The organism is Rhodococcus sp. DMU2021 (assembly GCF_019641445.1).
In the GTDB taxonomy this organism is placed as follows: Bacteria; Actinomycetota; Actinomycetes; order Mycobacteriales; family Mycobacteriaceae; genus Rhodococcus; species Rhodococcus pyridinivorans.
Window position 1 is genome coordinate 60,663 of record NZ_JAIFKB010000005.1, and the last position, 20,975, is coordinate 81,637.

Annotated in this window: 1 protein-coding gene; it reads right to left on the bottom strand. The window is 69.2% G+C overall.

From position 1 onward, the window contains the following. Positions 1 to 32: 32 nt before the first annotated feature. Entirely contained in the window at positions 33 to 20,870 is a 20,838-nt protein-coding gene (locus K3M35_RS10415) for a non-ribosomal peptide synthase/polyketide synthase (protein ID WP_220666390.1), read from the bottom strand. Positions 20,871 to 20,975 lie beyond the last annotated feature (105 nt).

Genomic DNA, 20,975 nt, shown 5'->3' on the forward strand with positions numbered 1-20,975 from the left:
TCTTCCATTATCCCGAAGTGACCGACACAGGACTAATCCGCGTCTCCCACCGCGTCGGCATCGACGCCTACCGCGACGGCGATCACATCGCGCACCAACTGTGCGAGACCGTCGGCGCCGAGTTGGGGCAGCATCCCCGGTACGAGCCCGTTCAAAACCACCGACACGAGTGCTTCTGCGGTGAGCGCACCGCCGGTCGTGGTGGCCATGGTGTCCAGACGCTGTGCGAACTCGCCGAGTGTGACTTCGCGCTCACCGTGCCGGAAGGCGACGGTGTCCGGGGCCACGGCAGCCGCTGCCGCCACGAGTGCCGGCAGATCGGCGACGGTGCGCGCCTTCTTCGGCCGGACCGCCCGCGCCCGCTCGGCATCCGTGCGGATATCGATCGAACGGAGGACGACCTGCGGGTCGGCGCTGACGGCATCGAGGATCCGGACGAAGCGATCGCCGAAGGCCTCGACCGTCGCGGCGTCGAACAGTGCCGTGGCGTAGGTGAAGGTCACATCGAGCGCGGTCAGCGCTCCCGACTCGGAGAACCGTTCGACCACCGTGCACTGCAGGTCGAACTTCGCCTGGTCGGCGCCCGTCTCGAGCGCGGCCACCTCGAGCCCCGGCAGGGCGAAGGTGCCCGTGTCGATGTTCTGGAAGGTGAGCATCGCCTGGAACAGCGGGGTGTACGCGCTGTTGCGTCGCACACCGAGACGTTCGACGACCCGCTCGAACGGCACATCGGCGTTGCCGAACGCCGCGAGATCCTTCTCCTTGGCCTGAGCGAGCAGCTCCGCGAAGGTCGCCGAGCCGGCCACCCGGGTGCGGAGCACGAGGGTGTTGACGAACATGCCGACGAGGTCGTCGAGCGCTTCCTCACCACGACCGGCGGTCGGCGTGCCCACCGCGATGTCCTCGCTGCCCGACAGGCGGGCGAGCAGCACCGCGAAGGCGGCGTGCATCGTCATGAAGACCGTCGCGTTGTGCTCGCGGGCGGTCTTCTCGATCCGCTGCGCGAGTTCCTCACCGATCGTGAAGGTGAACGACTCACCGACGGTCGACTGGCGGGCGGGGCGCGGACGATCCGTGGGCAGGGCGAGAACCTCCGGGACACCGGAGAGTTCGTCGGCCCAGTAGTCGAGCTGACGCGACAGCTCGCTCTCGGGATCGTCCTCGGAACCGAGAACGCTCTGCTGCCACAGCGTGTAGTCGGCGTACTGGACCTCGAGCGGCGCCCAGCCCGGGGTCTCCCCCGCGGCATGCGCGAGATAGGCGGTCATGACGTCGCGCACGAGCGGGCGCATCGAGTACCCGTCGGCACTGATGTGGTGCGCGACGACCGCGAGGACGTGTTCGGCGGCGTCGAGACGCAACAACGCGACCCGCACCGGCGGGACCGATGCCGTCACGTCGAATCCGCTGCCGAGGATCTCGGTGAGACGGTCGACGAGTTCGTCGGTGGTCACGTCCACCGGGGTGAGCTCGGGCACGGCCTGCGCAACCGGCAGCACGACCTGCACCGGACCGTCACCGCTGTCCGGGTAGACGGTGCGCAGCACCTCGTGTCGTGCGAACAGGTCGGCGACCGCGGCGCGCAGGGCGTCCACGTCGAGCGCACCGGTCAGGCGCACGGCGACGGGGATGTTGTAGACACCCGATTCCGGATCGACCCGGTTCAGGGTCCACATGCGCTGCTGTGCGAGCGACAGCGGCACCTGCTCGGGACGCGGGACGGTCGTGAGCGCCGGACGGGCACCCTCGCCCACCGACGGCCGGAGGCGGGCGGCGAGCGCGACCACCGTGGACGACTCGAAGACGGTCCGGACCGGCACGCGGGTGTCGAGTGCGGCACCGAGCCGGGCGGCGAGCTGCGTCGCGAGCAGCGAGTTGCCGCCGAGTTCGAAGAAATCGTCGTCGAGGCCGGCCCGCTCGACGCCGAGCAGTTCGGCGACGGTCGCGGCCACGATCTCCTCGACGGGATCGGTCGGGGCGCGGAACTGCCCCGCGTCGAGTTCGGGGTCGGGCAGGGCCCGCCGGTCGAGCTTGCCGTTGGTGTTCAGCGGCAGCGCCTCGAGTTCGACGAAGGCCGACGGCACCATGTACGACGGCAGTCGCTCCGCGAGCGCCGTCCGTGTCGCACCGGAGTCGAACGCGTCGGTGGCCGGCACGACGTAGGCGACGAGACGGTCGCCGAGGTGGGCGGTGTTGCGCACCAGGACAGCGACATCCTTCACGTCGGGCAGCTCGCGCAGGACGGTCTCGACCTCGCCGAGTTCGATGCGGTAACCGCGAACCTTGACCTGGAAGTCGGCCCGGTCGAGGTATTCGAGGCGACCGGCACGGTTCCACCGGCCGATGTCGCCCGTGCGGTACATACGTCCGCGTCCGTACGGGTCGGCGACGAACCGGTCCGCGGTGAGGTCGGGACGGTCGTGGTAGCCCCGCGCGAGCTGGGCACCCGCGAGGTACAGCTCGCCGGCGACACCCGGCGCCACCGGCCGCAGCCGGTCGTCGAGGACGTAGACGGCGGTGTTCCACTCTGGCACACCGATCGGGACGACGGTCCGGTCGGCATCGTCGACCTCGTGGACGGTCACCGAGACCGCGGCCTCGGTCGGTCCGTAGAGGTTGTACAGCGTCGCGGTGTTGTCCGCGCGGAACTGCTGGGCCACCGCCGCGGGCAGCGCCTCACCGATCGCGAGGATCCGCCGCAGCGACGGCGCCACCGGACCGGCCGCGACCGTCATCAGCATCGACAGCATGGACGGAACGGTGTGCAGCGTGGTCACCTGCTCGTCGCGCAACAACGCGAGCAGATAGTCGGGATCGCGGTGTCCGTCGGCGGTGGCGATCACCAGGCGGGCGCCGGAGGTGAGCGCCGACCAGAACTCCCACACCGACAGGTCGAACGTCGCGACGGTCTTGAGCAGCACCGCGTCGTCGGCCCCGATACCGAAATACTCACGCTTCCACAACAACTGGTTGACAATCGCGGCGTGGGAGACCGCGACGCCCTTGGGGCGGCCGGTCGAACCCGACGTGAAGATCACGTACGCCGTGTTGCCCGGCCGCAGCGGAGCCGACCGGTCGTCGTCGGTGATCGGATCGTCGGAGAGCCCGGCGAGGTCGAGGCCGTCGAGTTCGACGACCGGCGCCGTGCCGTGCTCGACCCGGTCGCCGCTCGTCGTCACGATCGCGACGGGAGCGGCCGTGTCGAGGATGTAGGTGTTGCGCTCGGCGGGCTGGTCCGGGTCGACCGGCACGTAGGCAGCGCCGGTCTTCGCGATCGCGTACATGCCCACGAGCAGCTCGGGTGAACGACGGATCGCGAGCGCGACCCGATCCTCCGGCCCCACACCGAGACCGAGCAGGTGCCGGGCGAGACGGTTGACGGACGAGTCGAACTCGCCGTAGGTCCACCGCCGGCCCTCGTACACGATCGCGACGTCGTCGCGGTGTGCGGCGACCTGCTCGTCGAACAGACCGACGAGGGTCGCGCCGGGGTCGGTTCCGTGCGCGGTGTCGTTCCACGCGCCGAGCACCGTGTCGCGCTCCTGCGGCAGGAGCAACGCGTGATCACCGACGGGCAGTGCCGGCGACTCGACGAGCGCTTCGAGCAGCTGCTCGAAACGGGCCGCGACGGCCTCCGCGGTCTCGCGGTCGAACAGATCCGTCGCGTAGGTGAGGATCGCGTCGATGCCCTTCGGCGCGCCGTCGTCTCCGTAGCTGTCGGCGACGATCAGGTGCATGTCGAACTGGGCGGTGCCACCTTCGAGATCGACCGGTTCGATGTCGAGCCCGGGCAGGGCGAGTTCGGAGCGGCTCTGGTTCTGGAACGAGAAGCCGACCTGGAACAGCGGATGCCGGGCCGTCGAGCGGGCCGGGTTCAGGACCTCCACGAGACGCTCGAACGGCACGTCCGCGTGCGCGAAGGCCTGCAGATCGGTTTCCCGTGCTGCGGACAGCAATTCGTCGAAGGACGCACCACCGTCCACCTCCAGCCGGAGCACCAGCGTGTTGACGAACATGCCGATGATGTCCTCGGTGGCCTGCTCGGTGCGGCCCGCGATGGGGGTGCCCACCGCGATGTCCGTCGAACCGGACAGGCGCGCGAGCAGCGCCGCGAAGGCCGCGTGCACGGCCATGAACACGGTCGCGTTCCGGTTGCGCGCCAGATCCCGCAGCTCACGGTGGAGATCGGCACCGATGGTGAACTCCACGCGGTCGCCGCGGAAGCTCTGCTGCGCCGGCCGCGGACGGTCGAGCGGCAGGTCGAGCTGGTCGGGCAGGTCGGCGAGCGCGATGCGCCAGTAGCCGAGCTGCTCGGCGGCGGTGGACTCCGGATCGTCCTCGGAGCCGAGGACCTCCCGCTGCCACAACGCGAAGTCGGCGTACTGCACCGCGAGCGGCGCCCACGCCGGATCACTGTTCGCGGACCGGGCGGCGTAGGCCGTCATCACATCGCGGACCAGCGGCACCATCGACGAGCCGTCGGCGCTGATGTGGTGGACCACGGTGACGAGGACGTGATCGTCGTCGGCGACGCGGAGCAGATGCATCCGTACCGGCACGTCGACGGTGACGTCGAAGCCGGCCGCGGCGATCTCCCGCATCCGCGGCTCGAGATCGGCGGCGGTGACGTCCACCGGTTCGAGCTCCGGCCGGACCTGCGAGGCAGGCAGGATGCGCTGCACCGGACCGGATTCGGTCTCGGGATAGACGGTGCGCAGGGACTCGTGCCGTGCGACGAGGTCGGTGACGGCGGCACGCAACGCGTCGACGTCCAGTGCGCCCGTCATCCGCAACGCGAACGGGATGTTGTAGGCCGTCGAGTCGGGATCGAACCGGTTGAGGAACCACATCCGATGCTGTGCGGGAGACAGCGGGATCGACTCCGGCCGTGTCCGCGCCGCGAGCGGCACCCGAGCGCCGCGACCGGACTCCTGCTCGACCCGTGTCGCGAGTTCCGCGACGGTGGACGCCTCGAACAACGTCCGCACCGGCACCTGCGCATCGAGCGCGGCACCGAGTCGGGCGACGACCTGCGTCGCGATCAGCGAGTTGCCACCGAGTGCGAAGAAATCGTCGTCGGCGCCGATGCGGTCGACATCGAGGACGTCGGCGAACACGCCCGCCACGATCTCCTCGATCGGGGTGCTCGGCGCGCGGAAACCACGCGTTTCGAACACCGGCTCGGGCAGCGCCCGGCGGTCGAGCTTGCCGTTGACCGTCAGCGGGATCGCGTCGATCACCACGAACGCCGAGGGCACCATGTACTCCGGCAGGACCACGGCGACACCGCTGCGCAGCGCTTCGGTATCGATCGACATGCCGTCGTGCGGAACCACATAGGCGACGATCCGGGCTGCTCCCGGGGTGTCCTCGCGCACGATGACCGCCGCGTGGGCGACCTCGTCCTGCGCAAGCACCGCAGCCTCCACCTCACCGAGCTCGATGCGGAAACCGCGGATCTTCACCTGGTCGTCGGCGCGTCCGAGATATTCGAGATCGCCCGAGACGACCCAGCGTGCGACATCGCCCGTCCGGTACAGCAGCGCACCGTCGGACGAGAACGGATCGGCGACGAAACGTGCCGCCGACAGCTCCGGACGGCGCAGGTATCCACGCGCCAACTGGCCGCCGCCGACATACATTTCGCCGGCCACGCCCACCGGCACCGGCTTGAGCCGCCGGTCGAGCACGTACACCCGCAGACCCGCGATCGGGACACCGACCACGCTCGCGGACGCACTCTGCGCCAGGTCGGCACCGATCTCCCGGTACGACACGTGCACGGTCGTCTCGGTGATGCCGTACATGTTCACCAACCGCGGAGCTGTGCCGATCCCCAGTCGCTGCGCTCGCCCCGCATCCCCGTGACGCTCGAACCACCCGGCCAGACGACGCGGCTCGAGCGCCTCGCCACCGAAGATCACGTACCGCAACGACAACTGCGCCTCGTCGACCGCGACCCGGTCGGCCTCGACCAGCTGGTAGAAGGCCGACGGCGTCTGGTTGAGCACGGTGACGCGTTCGCGGATCAGCAACTCGCGGAAGGCTTCCGGCGAACGCGACGTGAAGTAGTCGACGACCACGAGGGTTCCGCCGTAGAGCAGCGGCCCCCACAGCTCCCATACCGAGAAGTCGAAGGCGTAGCTGTGGAACATCGTCCATACGTCCGACGAGTCGAAGCCGTACACCGATTCGGTGTTGACCATCAGCCGCACGACATTGCGGTGCGGGATCAGCACACCCTTCGGGCGTCCGGTCGATCCCGACGTGTAGATCACGTACGCCAGGTTCGTCGATGTCAGCGGGGCACGGCGCTCCGCGTCGAGGATCGGTGCGTCGTCGACCTCCGACAGATCCAGACGATCGATCTCGACGACCGGCACCGAGTCCGGGAACGGCACCTCGGCATCCGAGGTGGTCACCACCGCCACCGGCGTCGCGTCCGAGACCAGGAACTCGATCCGGTCGGCCGGCGAGTTCGGATCGATCGGCAAGTATCCGGCACCGGCCTCGAGCACCGCGAGCAACGCCACGATCAGATCGAGCGAGCGCGGCATCGCGACCGCGACCAGATCCTCCGGTCCGGCACCGACATCGATGAGATGACGTGCCAGGCGGTGCACCCGCGCACCGAGCTCACGGTAGGACAACTGCTCGTCGCCGAACCGCACCGCGACCGCGTCGCCGCACTCGGCGACGCGCGCCTCGAACATGTCCACGAGCGTCGCCCCGGCCGGTGCGACGTCGTCGCCCAGCGAGTTCCAGCGCGAGACGACCAGTTCCCGCTCGAAATCGTCGAGGATCTCGATGTCCCCGACCACGGCCGAAGGGTCCTCCACGACCGCACGCAGAATCCGGAGCAACTGCTCCGCGAACGCCGCGACCCTCAGGTCGTCGAACAGGTCCGTCGCGTAGGTGACGGCGAAATCCATACCCGCGTCCGCATCGTCCTCGCCCTTCCTCTCCGCAAACGTGAACTGCAGGTCGAACTTGGCGGTATCCGCGTCGTAGTGGAGGGCCCGGGCGGTGACGCCGTCGAGAGCGAACTCGACATCACCGGTGTTCTGGAACGTGAGCGCCACCTGGAACAGCGGGTGACGGGCCTGTGACCGCTGAGGATCGAGGATCTCGACGAGCCGTTCGAAGGGGACGTCGGCGTGCGCGAAGGCGTCGAGATCGGTCTCCCGCACCTGCCCGAGCAGGTCGTGGAAGGGACGATCGTTCCGCACGTCGACGCGGAGCACGAGCGTGTTGACGAACATGCCCACGAGGTCGTCCAGTGCACGCTCGCCGCGACCGGCGATCGGGGTGCCGATGGCGATGTCCTCCGAGCCGGACACCCGGGCCAGCAACACTGCGAGTGCCGCATGCACGACCATGAACAGCGTCGTGTTCCGTTGCCTGGCCAGCTCTTCCAACGAAGCGTGCAGCTGTGGCTCGATCCGGAACCGGCTCGTGCGGCCGGCGTTGGACGCCACCTCCGGGCGAGCACGATCGGACGGCAGATCGAGCTGGTCGGGCAGGTCCGCCAGCCGATCGGTCCAGTACTTCGTCTGCCGGGAGAAAACCGAGTCCGGGTCACTTTCCGAACCGAGGACCTCGCGCTGCCAGAGGGCATAGTCGGCGTACTGCACTTCCAGCGGCGCCCACGCGGGAGCTTCCCCACGCGAGCGGTTGGCGTACGCGAGCATGATGTCGCGCGCGAGCGGTCGCAGGGAGAAACCGTCGGCTGCGATGTGGTGCACCACGAGGAACAGCACATGTTCGCGGGCACCGAGAGTGAACAGCACGACCCGCAGCGGCACCTCGCGCGTGACGTCGAAACCCTCCGAGGTGAGCTGTTCGGCCCGATCGAACAGGGCGCTCTCGTCGACACGCTCGACCGGCAACTCCACTGTGTAGGGCGGCAGGATCGACTGGTGTCCTGCGCCGTCGACGTCGGGATAGACGGTGCGCAGCGACTCGTGTCGTTCGACGACGTCGCGCAGCGCGGTGCGCAGTGCCTTCACGTCGAGGTCCCCGGTCAGACGCACCCCTACCGGGATGTTGTTCGCGCCGGATTCGGGATCGAACCGGTTGAGAAACCACATGCGCTGCTGCGCCGGCGACAACGGAATACGTTCGGGGCGCGTCGTCCTGGCGAGCGGGACGCGTTCACCTCGGCCGGCCTCCCGTTCGACGCGCACCGCGAGTGCGGCAACGGTGCCGGCATCGAAGAGTGCACGTACCGGCACTTGCGTGTCCAGGATCGCACCGAGGCGGGAGACGACCTGGGTCGCGAGGAGCGAGTTCCCTCCGAGCTCGAAGAAGTCGTCGTCGAGCCCGACATCCTGTACGCCCAGCACATCGGCGAACACTCGCGCGACGGATTCTTCGACCGGGGTGGTGGGTGCACGGAATTCGCGGTAACGGAGGCCGAACTCCGGTTCGGGTAGCGCGCTGCGGTCGAGTTTGCCCACGGGCGTCAACGGCACCTCGTCGAGCACGATGATCTGCGAGGGGACCATGTACGAGGGCAGCGAGCGTGCGACGTGCTCGGAGAGTTCGGCAGGGACGAGCCCCGCACCGCCCTGCACGTATGCGACGAGAGCCGTTTGCCCCGAGGGCATCTCGTGGCCGACGGTGCTGGCGAACACGACGAGCGGGTGTGTCAGGAGCACGGCGTCGATCTCACCGAGTTCGATCCGGTATCCGCGGATCTTGACCTGGAAGTCCGAGCGGCCCACGAACACCAGACGACGCTCGGCGTCCCAGCGCACGATGTCGCCGGTGCGGTACATCCGAGCGCCCGGCACGCCGAACAGGGCCGCGACGAACCGCCCTGCGGTGAGACCGGGACGATGATGGTATCCCCGGGCGAGTACGTCACCCGCCAGATAGAGCTCGCCTGGTACCCCTGTGGGAACCGGTCGCATCCGGCCGTCGAGAACGAGAGCGTGCACACCCGCGGTGGGTGCGCCGATCGTGATCGGCCCGTCGGCCTCGAGCTGTTCGCGAGTCGAAACGATCGTGGTCTCGGTCGGCCCGTAGGCGTTGAAGAATCGCCGGCCGGGAGCCCAGCGCGCTACGAGGTCCGGAGTGGACGCGTCGCCACCGACGTTGAGGGTGTGCAGCGAGTCCAGGTCGCCGGGATCCACCGAACCGAGTACCGCCGGGGTGATCACGGCGTGCGTGACCTTCGTCTGCGCGATGAGTGCCCGCAGTTCGGCACCACCGTAGATCGACGGCGGCGTGATGACGAGTTCGGCGCCCGTCGAACCCGCCATCGTCCAGTCCAGCACGGAGGGATCGAAACTCGGCGAACAGATGTGCAGGATCCGGGACCGGGCGGTCACCCCGTACAGTTCGACGGTTTCCCGGACCAGACCGGCCAGGCCGCGGTGGGTGACCCCGACGCCCTTCGGGCGACCCGTCGAACCCGAGGTGTAGATGACGTACGCGAGATGGTCGACTCGCAGCGACGCCGTGCGGTCGGCATCCGTGATCGGGGCCGCCGACCGGGCGGAGTAGTCGGCGACGAACGCATCGTCGTCGAGCCGAACCCATTCGGTCCGGGAGGGCAGCTTCGCCGCGTGCGCCGTCGCGGTCAGCCCGAGCAGGGCTCCCGAGTCGTCGAGCATGTGGGCGACGCGTTCGATCGGGTATTCCGGGTCGATCGGCACATAGGCCGCACCCGTCTTCGCGACCGACCACACCCCCAGCACCATTTCCCACGAACGAGGGAAGGCGAGTGCAACGAGCCCGTCGGGACCGGCACCGCGTCCGATCAGATACCGTGCGATCCGGTTTGACCGTTCGTCGAGGTCCCGGTAGGTCAGGACGGTGTCGCCCGCCCGGACGGCAATGCGATCGGGATGGTCGGATACCGCGGAGGTGAGCAGTTCCACGAGCGTCGCCGTCCGCGCGACCGCCCGTCCACGGACGGAGAGCAAGTGCTGCGCCTCTCCGTCCGAGAGGATTTCGAGATCACCGACTGCAGTCGACGCATCGGCGACGACCTCTTCGAGCATCCGGACGAATCGCGCACCGAAATCGGAAACGGTGTCCGCATCGAACAGGTCGGTGGCATAGGACCATTCGACGACGTAACCACCGTCCGTCCCGGCGCCGTCCTCGTCGAGGACGGTGACGGCGAGATCGAACTTCGACAGGTCGCTGTCGAACGCCAGATTCGAAACCGACAGTTCCGGCAGCTCGAACGAGACCGGGCCGATGTTCTGGAAGGCGAGCATCACCTGGAACAGCGGATTGTGCGCCTGGGTGCGCACGGGGGCCAGGACGTCGACGAGCCTCTCGAACGGAACATCCGCGTGTGCGAACGCCCCCAGGTCCACGTCGCGTACGTGGCCGAGAAGTTCCTCGAACGGAGCCGAGACGTCGACCTGTGTACGCAGCACGAGCGTGTTGACGAACATGCCGACGAGCTCGTCGAGGACACGCTCACCGCGGCCGGCGATCGGGGTGCCGATCGCGATGTCGTCCGACGCGCTCATGCGTGCGAGGAGCGCTGCGAGCACCGCGTGCACGACCATGAAGTCCGTCGTCCGATGTTCCTTCGCGAGGCGTCCGATCGCGGCCCGCAGCTCTGCGCCGACGGTGAATCGCGACGTCGCTCCACGGTAGGAGGCGACGGCGGGCCGAGGACGGTCGACCGGGAGGTCCAGGCTGTCCGGCAGATCCTTCAGCGCTTCCATCCAGTAGTCGATCTGCTGCGCTACCAGGGAATCCGGGTCTTCCTCGGAGCCGAGGACATCGCGCTGCCAGAGGGTGTAGTCGGCGTACTGGATGTCGAGCGGTTCCCAGCCGGGCGCCTCCCCGGTGGACCGAGCGGCGTAGGCGATCATGATGTCGCGCGTGAGCGGTCCCATCGAGAACCCGTCCGCCGCGATGTGGTGCAGCACGGCTACGAGCACGTGCTCGTCCGGAGCCGACTCGAAGAGCCGGACGATCAGAGGGACGTCGCGAGCAAGGTCGAACGGGGTCGCGGCGAGCTGTCGGAGTTCGGCAGGAAGATTCGCCGGGTCGATCGACAGCGGTTCGAGTCGGATCGTGACATCGGCCGGGGCGAGCACCTTCTGGTATCCGTAGCCGTCGATGTCGGGGTAGACGGTGCGTAGCGACTCGTGACGCGAGATCACGTCGTGGAGCGCGGCTTCGAGGGCCTCGACGTCCAGCTTGCCCGACAGATGCACGGCGACGGGGATGTTGTTCACCGCCGACTCGGGGTCGAAGCGGTTGAGGAACCACATGCGCTGCTGGGCGAGCGACAGCGGCACCCGTGCGGGTCGCGGACCGGCGACGAGCGGGATCCGGTCGATGCCGGACGACGCAGCCTCCACAGCCGCGGCGAGACCTTCGACGGTGGACGACTCGAAGATCGCACGCAGCGCCGTCCGGCCGCCGAGGGCTTCGCCGATGCGGGAGACGGCCTGCGTCGCGATCAGCGAGTTGCCGCCGAGCGCGAAGAAGTCGTCGTCGAGACCGACGCGTTCGAGTCCGAGGACGTCGGCGAAGACCGACGCGACGATCTGTTCGACCGGGGTCGTCGGGGCGCGGAACTCCTTGACCTCGAAGATCGGGGCCGGCAGGGCCTTGCGGTCGAGCTTGCCCGACGATCCGAGCGGGAACTCGTCGAGCACGACGTAGACCGACGGCACCATGTAGGCCGGCAGCGAGCCGGCGAGACGACGCGAGACCGAGGTGGTGTCGAGCGACCGGCCGTCGGCGGCGACGAGATAGGCGACGAGGTGCTCACCGGAGTGGGCGTCCGAGCGCACGAGCACGACGGCCTGATCGACGTCGTCGAGCGCGAGCAGAGCCGTCTCGATCTCGCCGAGTTCGATGCGCAGACCGCGCAACTTGACCTGGAAGTCGGTGCGGCCGATGTATTCGAGTTCGGCACGCGCCGTGCGTGCGTCGGAGGTCTCCCGGGCGACCCACCGCACGAGATCGCCCGTGCGGTAGAGCCTCTCCCCCGCCCCGTACGGCGAGGCGACGAAGCGTTCCGCCGTCAGATCCGGCCGCGCCACGTAACCGCGCGCCAGCTGGACACCCGACAGGTAGAGCTCACCCGCGACACCGACCGGCACCGGATGCAGTCGGCCGTCGAGGACGTGGACGCCGGTGTTCCAGACCGGGACGCCGATCGGCACCGACACCGCGTCGGCCGCGGTGACCTCGTGGTAGGTCACGTCGACGGCCGCCTCGGTGGGGCCGTACAGGTTGTGCAGGCGAGCGCCCGGCAGGATCGACCGCAGGCGTGCGGCGACCGAGGCGGGCAGTGCCTCGCCCGAGGCGAAGACCATCCGCAACGATGAGGCCGAGGCCGCGGCGTTCTCGGCGACGAAGACCGCGAGCATGGACGGCACGAAGTGCGCGACCGTGACGCCGCGGTCGGCCATGACCCGGGCGAGATAGGCCGGGTCCCGATGACCGTCGGGAAGTGCGATCTCGAGTCGCGCACCGATCTGCAGGGGCCAGAAGAACTCCCACACCGACACGTCGAAGGTGAACGGCGTCTTCTGCAGCACCGCGTCGTCGCGGGTGAGGCCGTACTCGTCCTGCATCCACAGCAGGCGGTTGACGATTGCGCCGTGCGGCACCGCGACACCCTTGGGCCGTCCCGTCGAACCGGACGTGAAGATGACGTAGGCGGTGTTCGCCGGCGTGAGCGTGGCGATGCGATCGGCGTCGGTGATCGGGCCGGACGGCAGGTCGGACACATCGAGCGTGTCGATCTCGATCGTGTGCGCGGCCGCGGTCGACCCGAAGGCGTCGCGGGTGGTGGTCAGCACCGCGACCGGCGCCGCCGTGTCGAGGATGTACGCGTTGCGGTCGGCGGGCTGATCGGGGTCGAGCGGCAGGTAGGCGCCGCCGGCCTTGACGATCGCGTACATGCCGACGAGGAGGTCGAGGGATCGCCGCACCGCGAGTCCGACGGTCGACTCCGGTCCGACACCCTGCGAGATCAGATGGCGGGCAAGGCGGTTCACTCGCGCGTCGAAGTCCGCATAGGTCAGTTGCTCGCCCTCGAAGGCCACGGCCACGGCGTCGGGATCCGTCGCGACCCGGGCGTCGAACAGGTCGACGAGAGTGGCCGGTTCCAGCTCGTGCGCGGTGTCGTTCCACGATTCGAGGACCGCGAGACGCTCGTCGGCGCCGAGCAGGTCGATGTCGCCGACGACGACCTCGGGCTCGAGCACCACGGCCTCGAGGATTCGGACGAAGCGATCGGCGAATCCGCGCACCGTCGCGTGATCGAACAGGTCGGTCGCATAGGTGAACGCCGCTCCGAGACCGTTCGGCGTGCCGTCCTCCGCGAAGTCCTCGGTGAGGGTGAGCTGCAGGTCGAACCTGGCGACCGCCGTGTCGATGTCGAGCACGTCGAGGGTCAGGCCACGCAGTTCGACGTGCGCGGCGCGCAGGTTCTCGAACGAGAGCATCACCTGGAACAGCGGGTGCCGGGCGGTGGAGCGGGTCGGGTTGAGCACCTCGACGAGCCGCTCGAACGGCACGTCGGCGTGGCCGAAGGCGCCGAGCGCCGCGTCGCGTGCCCGTGCGAGGTGCGCGGTGAACGGCCTGCCCGAATCGACATCCGTGCGCAGCACGAGGGTGTTGACGAACATGCCGATCAGATCGTCGAGCGCCTGCTCGCCGCGACCCGCGACCGGGGTGCCGATCGCGATGTCGTCCTGACCGGACATCCTCGCGAGCAACACGCTCAGGGCCGCGTGTACCACCATGAACAGCGATGCATTGCGGGTACGTGCCAGCGCCACGAGCTCGCGGTGCAGTTCCGGATCGATCGGGAAGTCCACGGTCGCACCGGAGTACGACTGCACGGCCGGGCGCGGACGGTCGGCGGGCAGATCGAGCTGGTCGGGCGCACCGGCGAGGGTGCGACGCCAGTAGTCGAGCTGCCGGGAGATCAGCGACTGCGGATCGTCCTCGGATCCGAGTACCTGCCGCTGCCACAGCGTGTAGTCGGCGTACTGCACCGGCAGGGGTGCCCACGAGGGCTCCTCCCATTCGGTGCGGGCAGTGTAGGCGACCATGATGTCGCGCGCCATCGGACCGGTGGACCAGCCGTCGGCCGAGATGTGGTGCACGACGAGCGCGAGCACGTGTTCCTGGTCGCCGAGTTCGAACAGTTCGGCGCGGATCGGCACGTCCGACGTCACGTCCAGTCCGGTGAAGACCAGGCGCCGCACGGACGCGGGCAGCTCGTCAGGGGTGATCCGGGTCGGGGTCAGATCCGGCACGACCTCCGCCGCGGCACGGACGACCTGGTGCGGTCCGTTCGGCGAATCGGGGAAGACGGTGCGCAACGACTCGTGCCGATCGATGACGTCCATGATCGACACCTGCAGTGCGGCGACGTCCAATTCGCCGGTCAGGCGCAGCGCCATCGGGAGGTTGTAGGTGGACGACCGCGGATCGAAGCGGTTGAGGAACCACATGCGCTGCTGCGCGAGCGACAGCGGAACACGTTCGGGCCGCGGCATCTTCGTCAGGGCGATGCGCGCTCCGCGACCTGCCTCCTGCTCGACGCGCACCGCCAGGGCCGCCACCGAACTGGATTCGAACAACGCCCGAACCGGCACCTGCGCGTCGAGGGCGACACCGAGCCGGGAGACGACCTGCGTGGCGAGCAGCGAGTTGCCGCCGAGTTCGAAGAAGTCGTCGTCGAGACCCACGCCCTGGACGCCGAGCACCTCGGCGAAGACGTTCGCGACCGTCTCCTCGATGGGAGTGGTCGGGGCACGGAACTCGCGGTAGCTGATGCCGAGATCGGGCTCGGGCAGGGCACGGCGGTCGAGCTTGCCGACCGGGTTGAGCGGCACCTCGTCGAGCACGATGATCTGCGAGGGCACCATGTACGACGGCAGCGAGCGGCCGACGTGATCGGCGAGTTCGGCAGGATCGATCTGCTCGTCCCCGTGCACGTACGCGACGAGCGCGGTCTGGCCCGAGGGCATCTCGTGTCCGACGGTGGTCGCGAAGGCGACCGAGGGGTGGGTCAGCAGAGCGGCGTCGATCTCCCCGAGTTCGATGCGGTAGCCGCGGACCTTGACCTGGAAGTCGGCGCGTCCGGCGAACTCGATGCGGCCCTGCTCGTCCCAGCGCACGATGTCGCCGGTGCGGTACATCCGGGTTCCGTTCGCGCCGAACGGGTTCGCCACGAACCGGTCGGCGGTGAGCGCCGGACGTCGATGGTAACCGCGGGCGAGCACGTCGCCCGCGAGATAGAGCTCACCCGCGACACCGGCGGGGACCGGGCGGAGCCGGCTGTCGAGGACCAGGGCGTGCACGCCCGCCACGGGCCGTCCGATGGTGATCGGCCCGGACGGTTCGAGCAGAGCGCGCGTCGAGACGATCGTGGTCTCGGTCGGCCCGTAGGCGTTGTAGAAGCTGCGGCCGGGCGCCCAGCGGGAGACGAGGTCGGCCGTGGACACGTCGCCACCGACGTTCACGACGCGCAGGGCGTCGAGTCCGCTCGGGTCGACGGAACCGAGCACCGCCGGGGTGATGACGGTGTGGGTGACGCCGGTGCGTTCGATGAGCGCGCGCAGTTCGGCGCCGCCGTAGACGGACGGCGGTGTCACGACGAGTTCGGCGCCGGTGGACCCGGCCAGCGTCCAGTCGAGGACCGTCGGGTCGAAGCTCGGCGAGCAGATGTGCAGGAGCTTCGATTCCTCTGTCACGCCGTACAGTTCGACGGTCTCGCGGACGAGACCGGCGAGGCCGCGGTGGGTGACGGCGACGCCCTTGGGCTTGCCCGTCGAACCGGAGGTGTAGATGACGTAAGCGGTGTGGTCGAGGCGCAGCGGCGCAGCGCGGTCGGCGTCGGTGAGCGGGCCGTCCGGGTAGGACGCGCACGCGTCGACGAATTCGGGGTCGTCGAGGCGGATCCACTCGGTGGCCGAGGACAGACCGGTGGCGTACTCCCCCGTCGTCAGGCCGAAGACGGCCGACGAGTCGTCGAGCATGTGGGTGACGCGTTCGGCCGGGTACTCCGGGTCGACGGGCGTGTAGGCGGCGCCGGTCTTGGCGACCGACCACACGGCGAGCACCATCTCCCACGACCGCGGGAAGGCCAGCGCGACGATGCCGTCGGGCCGGGCACCGAGCTCGACGAGCCGCCGGGCGATGCGGTTCGACCAGGTGTCGAGTTCGCGGTAGGTCAGGACGGTGTCGCGGTCGCGGACGGCGACGCGGTCGGGATGGTCGACGGCGCCGATGGTCAGCAGCTCCACCAGGGTGCGGGCCTCGGCGGGCTCGGGTCCCGTCGCCGTGAGCAGGCGTTCGGCCTCCCCGGGCGAGAGGATCGCCAGGTCGCCCACGCAGGTCGACGCATCGGCGACGATCCCGGCGAGAATCCGCGCGAAGCGTTCGGCGAAGACGGCGACCGTCGCGGCGTCGAACAGGTCGGTGGCGTACTCGAACAGGGCGTCGAGGCCGGCGGGTTCGCCGTCGTCACCGGTCTTCTCGGTCACCCACAGCTGGATGTCGAACTTCGAGATCGGCACGTCCAGTTCGGCGCCGACGGCGTGGACTCCCGCGAACGAGACGTCGCGCGCGGTGCCCGGTTCGAGGGACAGCGCGGCCTGGAACAGCGGGTGCCGGGCGGTCGAGCGTGGCGGGTTGAGCACCTCGACGAGACGCTCGAAGGGGACGTCGGCGTTCGAGAACGCCGTCAGGTCGGTCTCCCGGACGCCGGCGAGGTAGTCCTCGAACGACACGCCGGGATCGACCCTGGTGCGCAGGACGAGGGTGTTGACGAACATGCCGATCAGGTCGTCGAGATCCTTCTCCCCACGACCTGCCACGGCGGTACCGATGGCGATGTCGTCGGAACCGCTGAGGCGGGACAGCAGCGCCGCGTAGGCAGCGTGGACGACCATGAACAGCGACGCGTGCTGCCTGCGGGCGAGGTCGACGAGACCGCGGTGGGTCTCGGCGTCGATCGCGAAGCGGTGCTTGTCGCCGTTGTAGGAGGAGACGGCGGGCCGGGTCCGGTCGGTGGGCAGGTCGAGCTGGTCGGGCAGACCGTCGAGCTCGTTCACCCAGTAGTCGAGCTGCTGCGCCGCAACGGAATTCGGGTCGGCCTCGTCGCCGAGGGCCTCTCGCTGCCAAACGGCGTAGTCGGCGTACTGGACCGGAAGCGGCGTCCAGCTCGGCTTGTTCCCCTCGGCGCGGGCGCTGTAGGCCGTGACCACGTCGCGGGCGAACGGGCCGAACGAGGAGCCGTCGGCGGCGATGTGGTGCAGCACCATCGCCAGGACGTAGTCGTCGGGGGCGAGCCGGTACAGCGCGACCCGGAAGGGGACGTCGCGGACGACGTCGAAACCGCGGCTCGCGAGGTCGACGACGGCCGCGTGCAGGTCCTGCTCGTCGACGTCGATCGGCTCGAGCGGGACGACGACCTGCTCGACCGGAAGGATCGTCTGCTGCGGCTCGCCGTCCACCTCGGGGTAGACGGTCCGCAGGCTCTCGTGCCGCGCCACCACGTCGGCGAAGGCGTCGGACACCGCTGCGGGATCGACGGCGCCGGTGAGCCGCACCGTGAACGGAAGGTTGTAGGCGGCGGTGTTGACGTCGAAGCGGTTGAGGAACCAGATCCGTTGCTGCGCAGTCGACAACGGCAGCACGTCGGGTCGCGGCCGGGCGACGAGCGGGGACCGCGCGCCGGTACCGATCTGCTTGGCGAGCCGGGTCGCGAGACCCACGACGGTGGACGCCTCGAACAGCACACGCACGGGCACCTGGGTGTCGAGCGCGGCTCCGATGCGGGAGACCACCTGGGTGGCGACGAGGGAGTTGCCGCCGAGTTCGAAGAAGTCGTCGTCGAGACCGACACGTTCGACACCGAGGACCTCGCCGAACGCTTCGGCGACGGCACGCTCGGCGGGGGTGCGCGGCTCACGGAAGATGCGGGTGCTGCTGAAGACCGGCTCCGGCAACGCCTTCCGGTCGAGCTTGCCGCTCGTGTTGAGCGGCAGCGCGTCGAGCACCATGAGCGACGCCGGAACCATGTACGACGGCAGCGACCGGCCGGCATGATCGGCGAGATCGGAAGGGTCGATGGTGCGACCGGGAGCCGCGACGACGTACCCCACGAGCTGGTCCCCGGTGGGGGTCTCCACCACGAGCACGACGGCCTGCGAGACGGCGGAGTGCGCGAGGAGCACCGCTTCGATCTCACCGAGTTCGATGCGCTGGCCGCGGAACTTGACCTGGAAGTCGGTGCGGCCGATGTATTCGAGCAGACCCGTGCCGTCGGCGGCGGTCTCCCACCGCACCAGGTCGCCGGTGCGGTACATCCGCTCGCCGGGCGCCCCGAAGGGGTCGGCGAGGAAACGGTCGGAGGTCAGGTCGGGACGGTCGAGATATCCGCGCGCGAGCTGGACGCCGGCGAGGTAGAGCTCGCCGGGTCGGCCCACCGGCACCGGCCGCAGCCGCCGGTCGAGGACGTATGCGCGGCTGTTCCACTGCGGGACGCCGATCGGGACGCTGTGCACGTCGCCGGGAGCGGCCCGGTGGTAGGTGATGGAGACCGCGGCTTCGGTGGGTCCGTACAGGTTGTGGAGCCCGGCCGGGCACATGCGCGCGAAGTCCGCGGCGGTCTCGGACGGCAGGGCCTCACCGATGACGAAGACGTGCCGCAGCGAATCACACGTCCCGGCAGGCGCATTCGCGACGAAGACGGTGAGCATCGACGGCACGAAGTCGGTGATCGTGATGCCGTGCTCGGCGATCTTGTTCGCGACGTAGACCGGGTCGCGGTGCCCGTCGGGCGTCGCGATCACGAGGGTCGCGCCGACGCGCAGGGGCATGAAGAAGCCCCACAGCGACACATCGAAGGTCGTCGCGGTCTTCTGCAGGTACACGTCGGTGGAGGTCAGACCGTACTGGTCGTTCATCCACTGGATCTGGTTGTCGATCGCCACGTGGCTCACGGCCACGCCCTTCGGCCGGCCCGTCGAACCGGAGGTGAAGATGACGTAGGCGGTCGTGTCCGGCAGGATCGGTCCGCGTCGTTCGGCGTCGGTGAGCGGTGTCGTGCCGAACCGCGAGTGGTCGAAGGTGTCGACGTCGATCGTGGGGATGCCCTCGGGCAGCGTCACGTCGTCGCGTGCCGTGGTGAGCACCGCCGCGGGGTGGGCGGTCTCGAGGATGTAGGCGGTGCGATCGGCGGGGTGGTCGGGGTCGATCGGCACCCAGGCACCACCCGCCTCGACGATCGCGTACATGCCGACGACGAGCTCGAGCGAGCGTCGGATGGACAGTCCGACGAGGGACTCGGGGCCGACACCGAGATCGACCAGTGCCCGGGCAAGGCTGTTCACCCGCGCGGCGAATTCGGCGTAGGTCAGCGATTCGCCTTCGAAGACCAGCGCGGTCGCCTCGGGAGAGGTCGCGACCCGGTCGTGGAACTCCGCGAGCAGGTCGCGGCGCTGCACGGGATGGTCGGTGCGGTTCCAGTCGCGGACGACCCGGTCGAGTTCGGTGCCGCCGGCGAGCGGGATGTCCCAGACGGGCCGGTCGGAGGCCGAACCGACGAAGCGGTCGAAGAACTCGACGAACCGCGCGTGGTCGGAGGCGGCCCGGTCGGGTCCGTAGAGATTCGGGTTCGACTCGAAGTCGATGTGGGTGTTGTCGCCGCTGGTGTAGACGTTGACGCCGAGATCCTCGATCAGACCGGTGGACAGGATGTTGATCCGTCCCACCATGTCGCCGAGTCGGACCTCGTTGTCGAACAGCATGATGTTGACCCACGGTCCGAAGAAGGTGGACTGCGCTCCACCCGCCGAGGTCGCGGCGCGGTCGCGGACGATGTCCTCGTGCCGGTAGCGCTGGTGACGCAGCGCGCCCGAGACGGCAGCACCGGACGCCGCGATCAGGTCGTGCACAGTGGTCTCGTCGGTCACGCTCAGCCGGAGCGGGACGACGTTCGAGACCATGCTGCCGGAGCGGCGCAACAGGGCGGTCGTGCGAGCCGCGACGGGCAGGCTCAGGACAACGTCGGTCTGCCCGGTCATCTGGGCGACGTAGGCCGCGAACGCCGCGATGACGGCGGTCGCCAGACTCGTGTTCTCCCGCTCCGACAGCTGCTCGACGCGACGTTCGGTCTCGTCCGACAACGCCGCGCTGTCGATGCGGCTGACCGGCGCGGGCGCCGCGGTGCGGCCGGCGAGGCTCGTGGGTTCCTCGATGCCCTCGATCTGCTGCGCCCAGTACTCGCGGTCGTCGGCGAACCGCTTCGATCCGCGGTACTCCATCTCGACGTCGTGGACCTTGCGCAGATCGGACGCGAGGCTCGGGGACGGTTCGACGCCGTCGACCGACGCCGTGTAGAGCTCGGCGATGCGGGTCATGAAGGTCGCGGCGGCGAAACCGTCGAGCGCGAGATGGTGGACGCGGTTGTACCAGAAGTAACGACGGTCACCGATGCGCAGGACCGTCGCGGAGATCAGCCGGTCGCGGAGGACGTCGACGGGACGGCTGCGGTCGTCGCGCATCCAGTCGAGCGCGGCCTGGCGGGGATCGGGCTCGCCCCGAAGATCCTCGTACCCGACGGACTCTTCGAGAGAGGGGTCGACGAGCTGGTAGGGCTGGGCGTCGACCTCGATGAACCGGAGGAAACCCGATCCCATCTCGTGGGCGGCGCGGACACTCGCGGCACGCAGCAGGTCGCGGTCGAGGTCGCCCTCGAGTTCGACGTACTGAGCGATGTTGGCGGGCACCGTCGGATCGACGTGCTGAGCGAACCACATGCCCAGCTGTGCCGGCGAGAGCGGAAAGGCCCCGGGCGGCACGATGCCCTGCGCGTTCGCCGCTTCCGATCCGCCGCTACCCAGCGAGTCCAATCCCCAACCTCTCTCTCACCGTCGCGCAACCCCCATCGGCGGCAGCTTGCGCAGCGCACAACCTTCTCGGTTTATCTGCTGACCAGGTGGGAATCGTTACGGCGC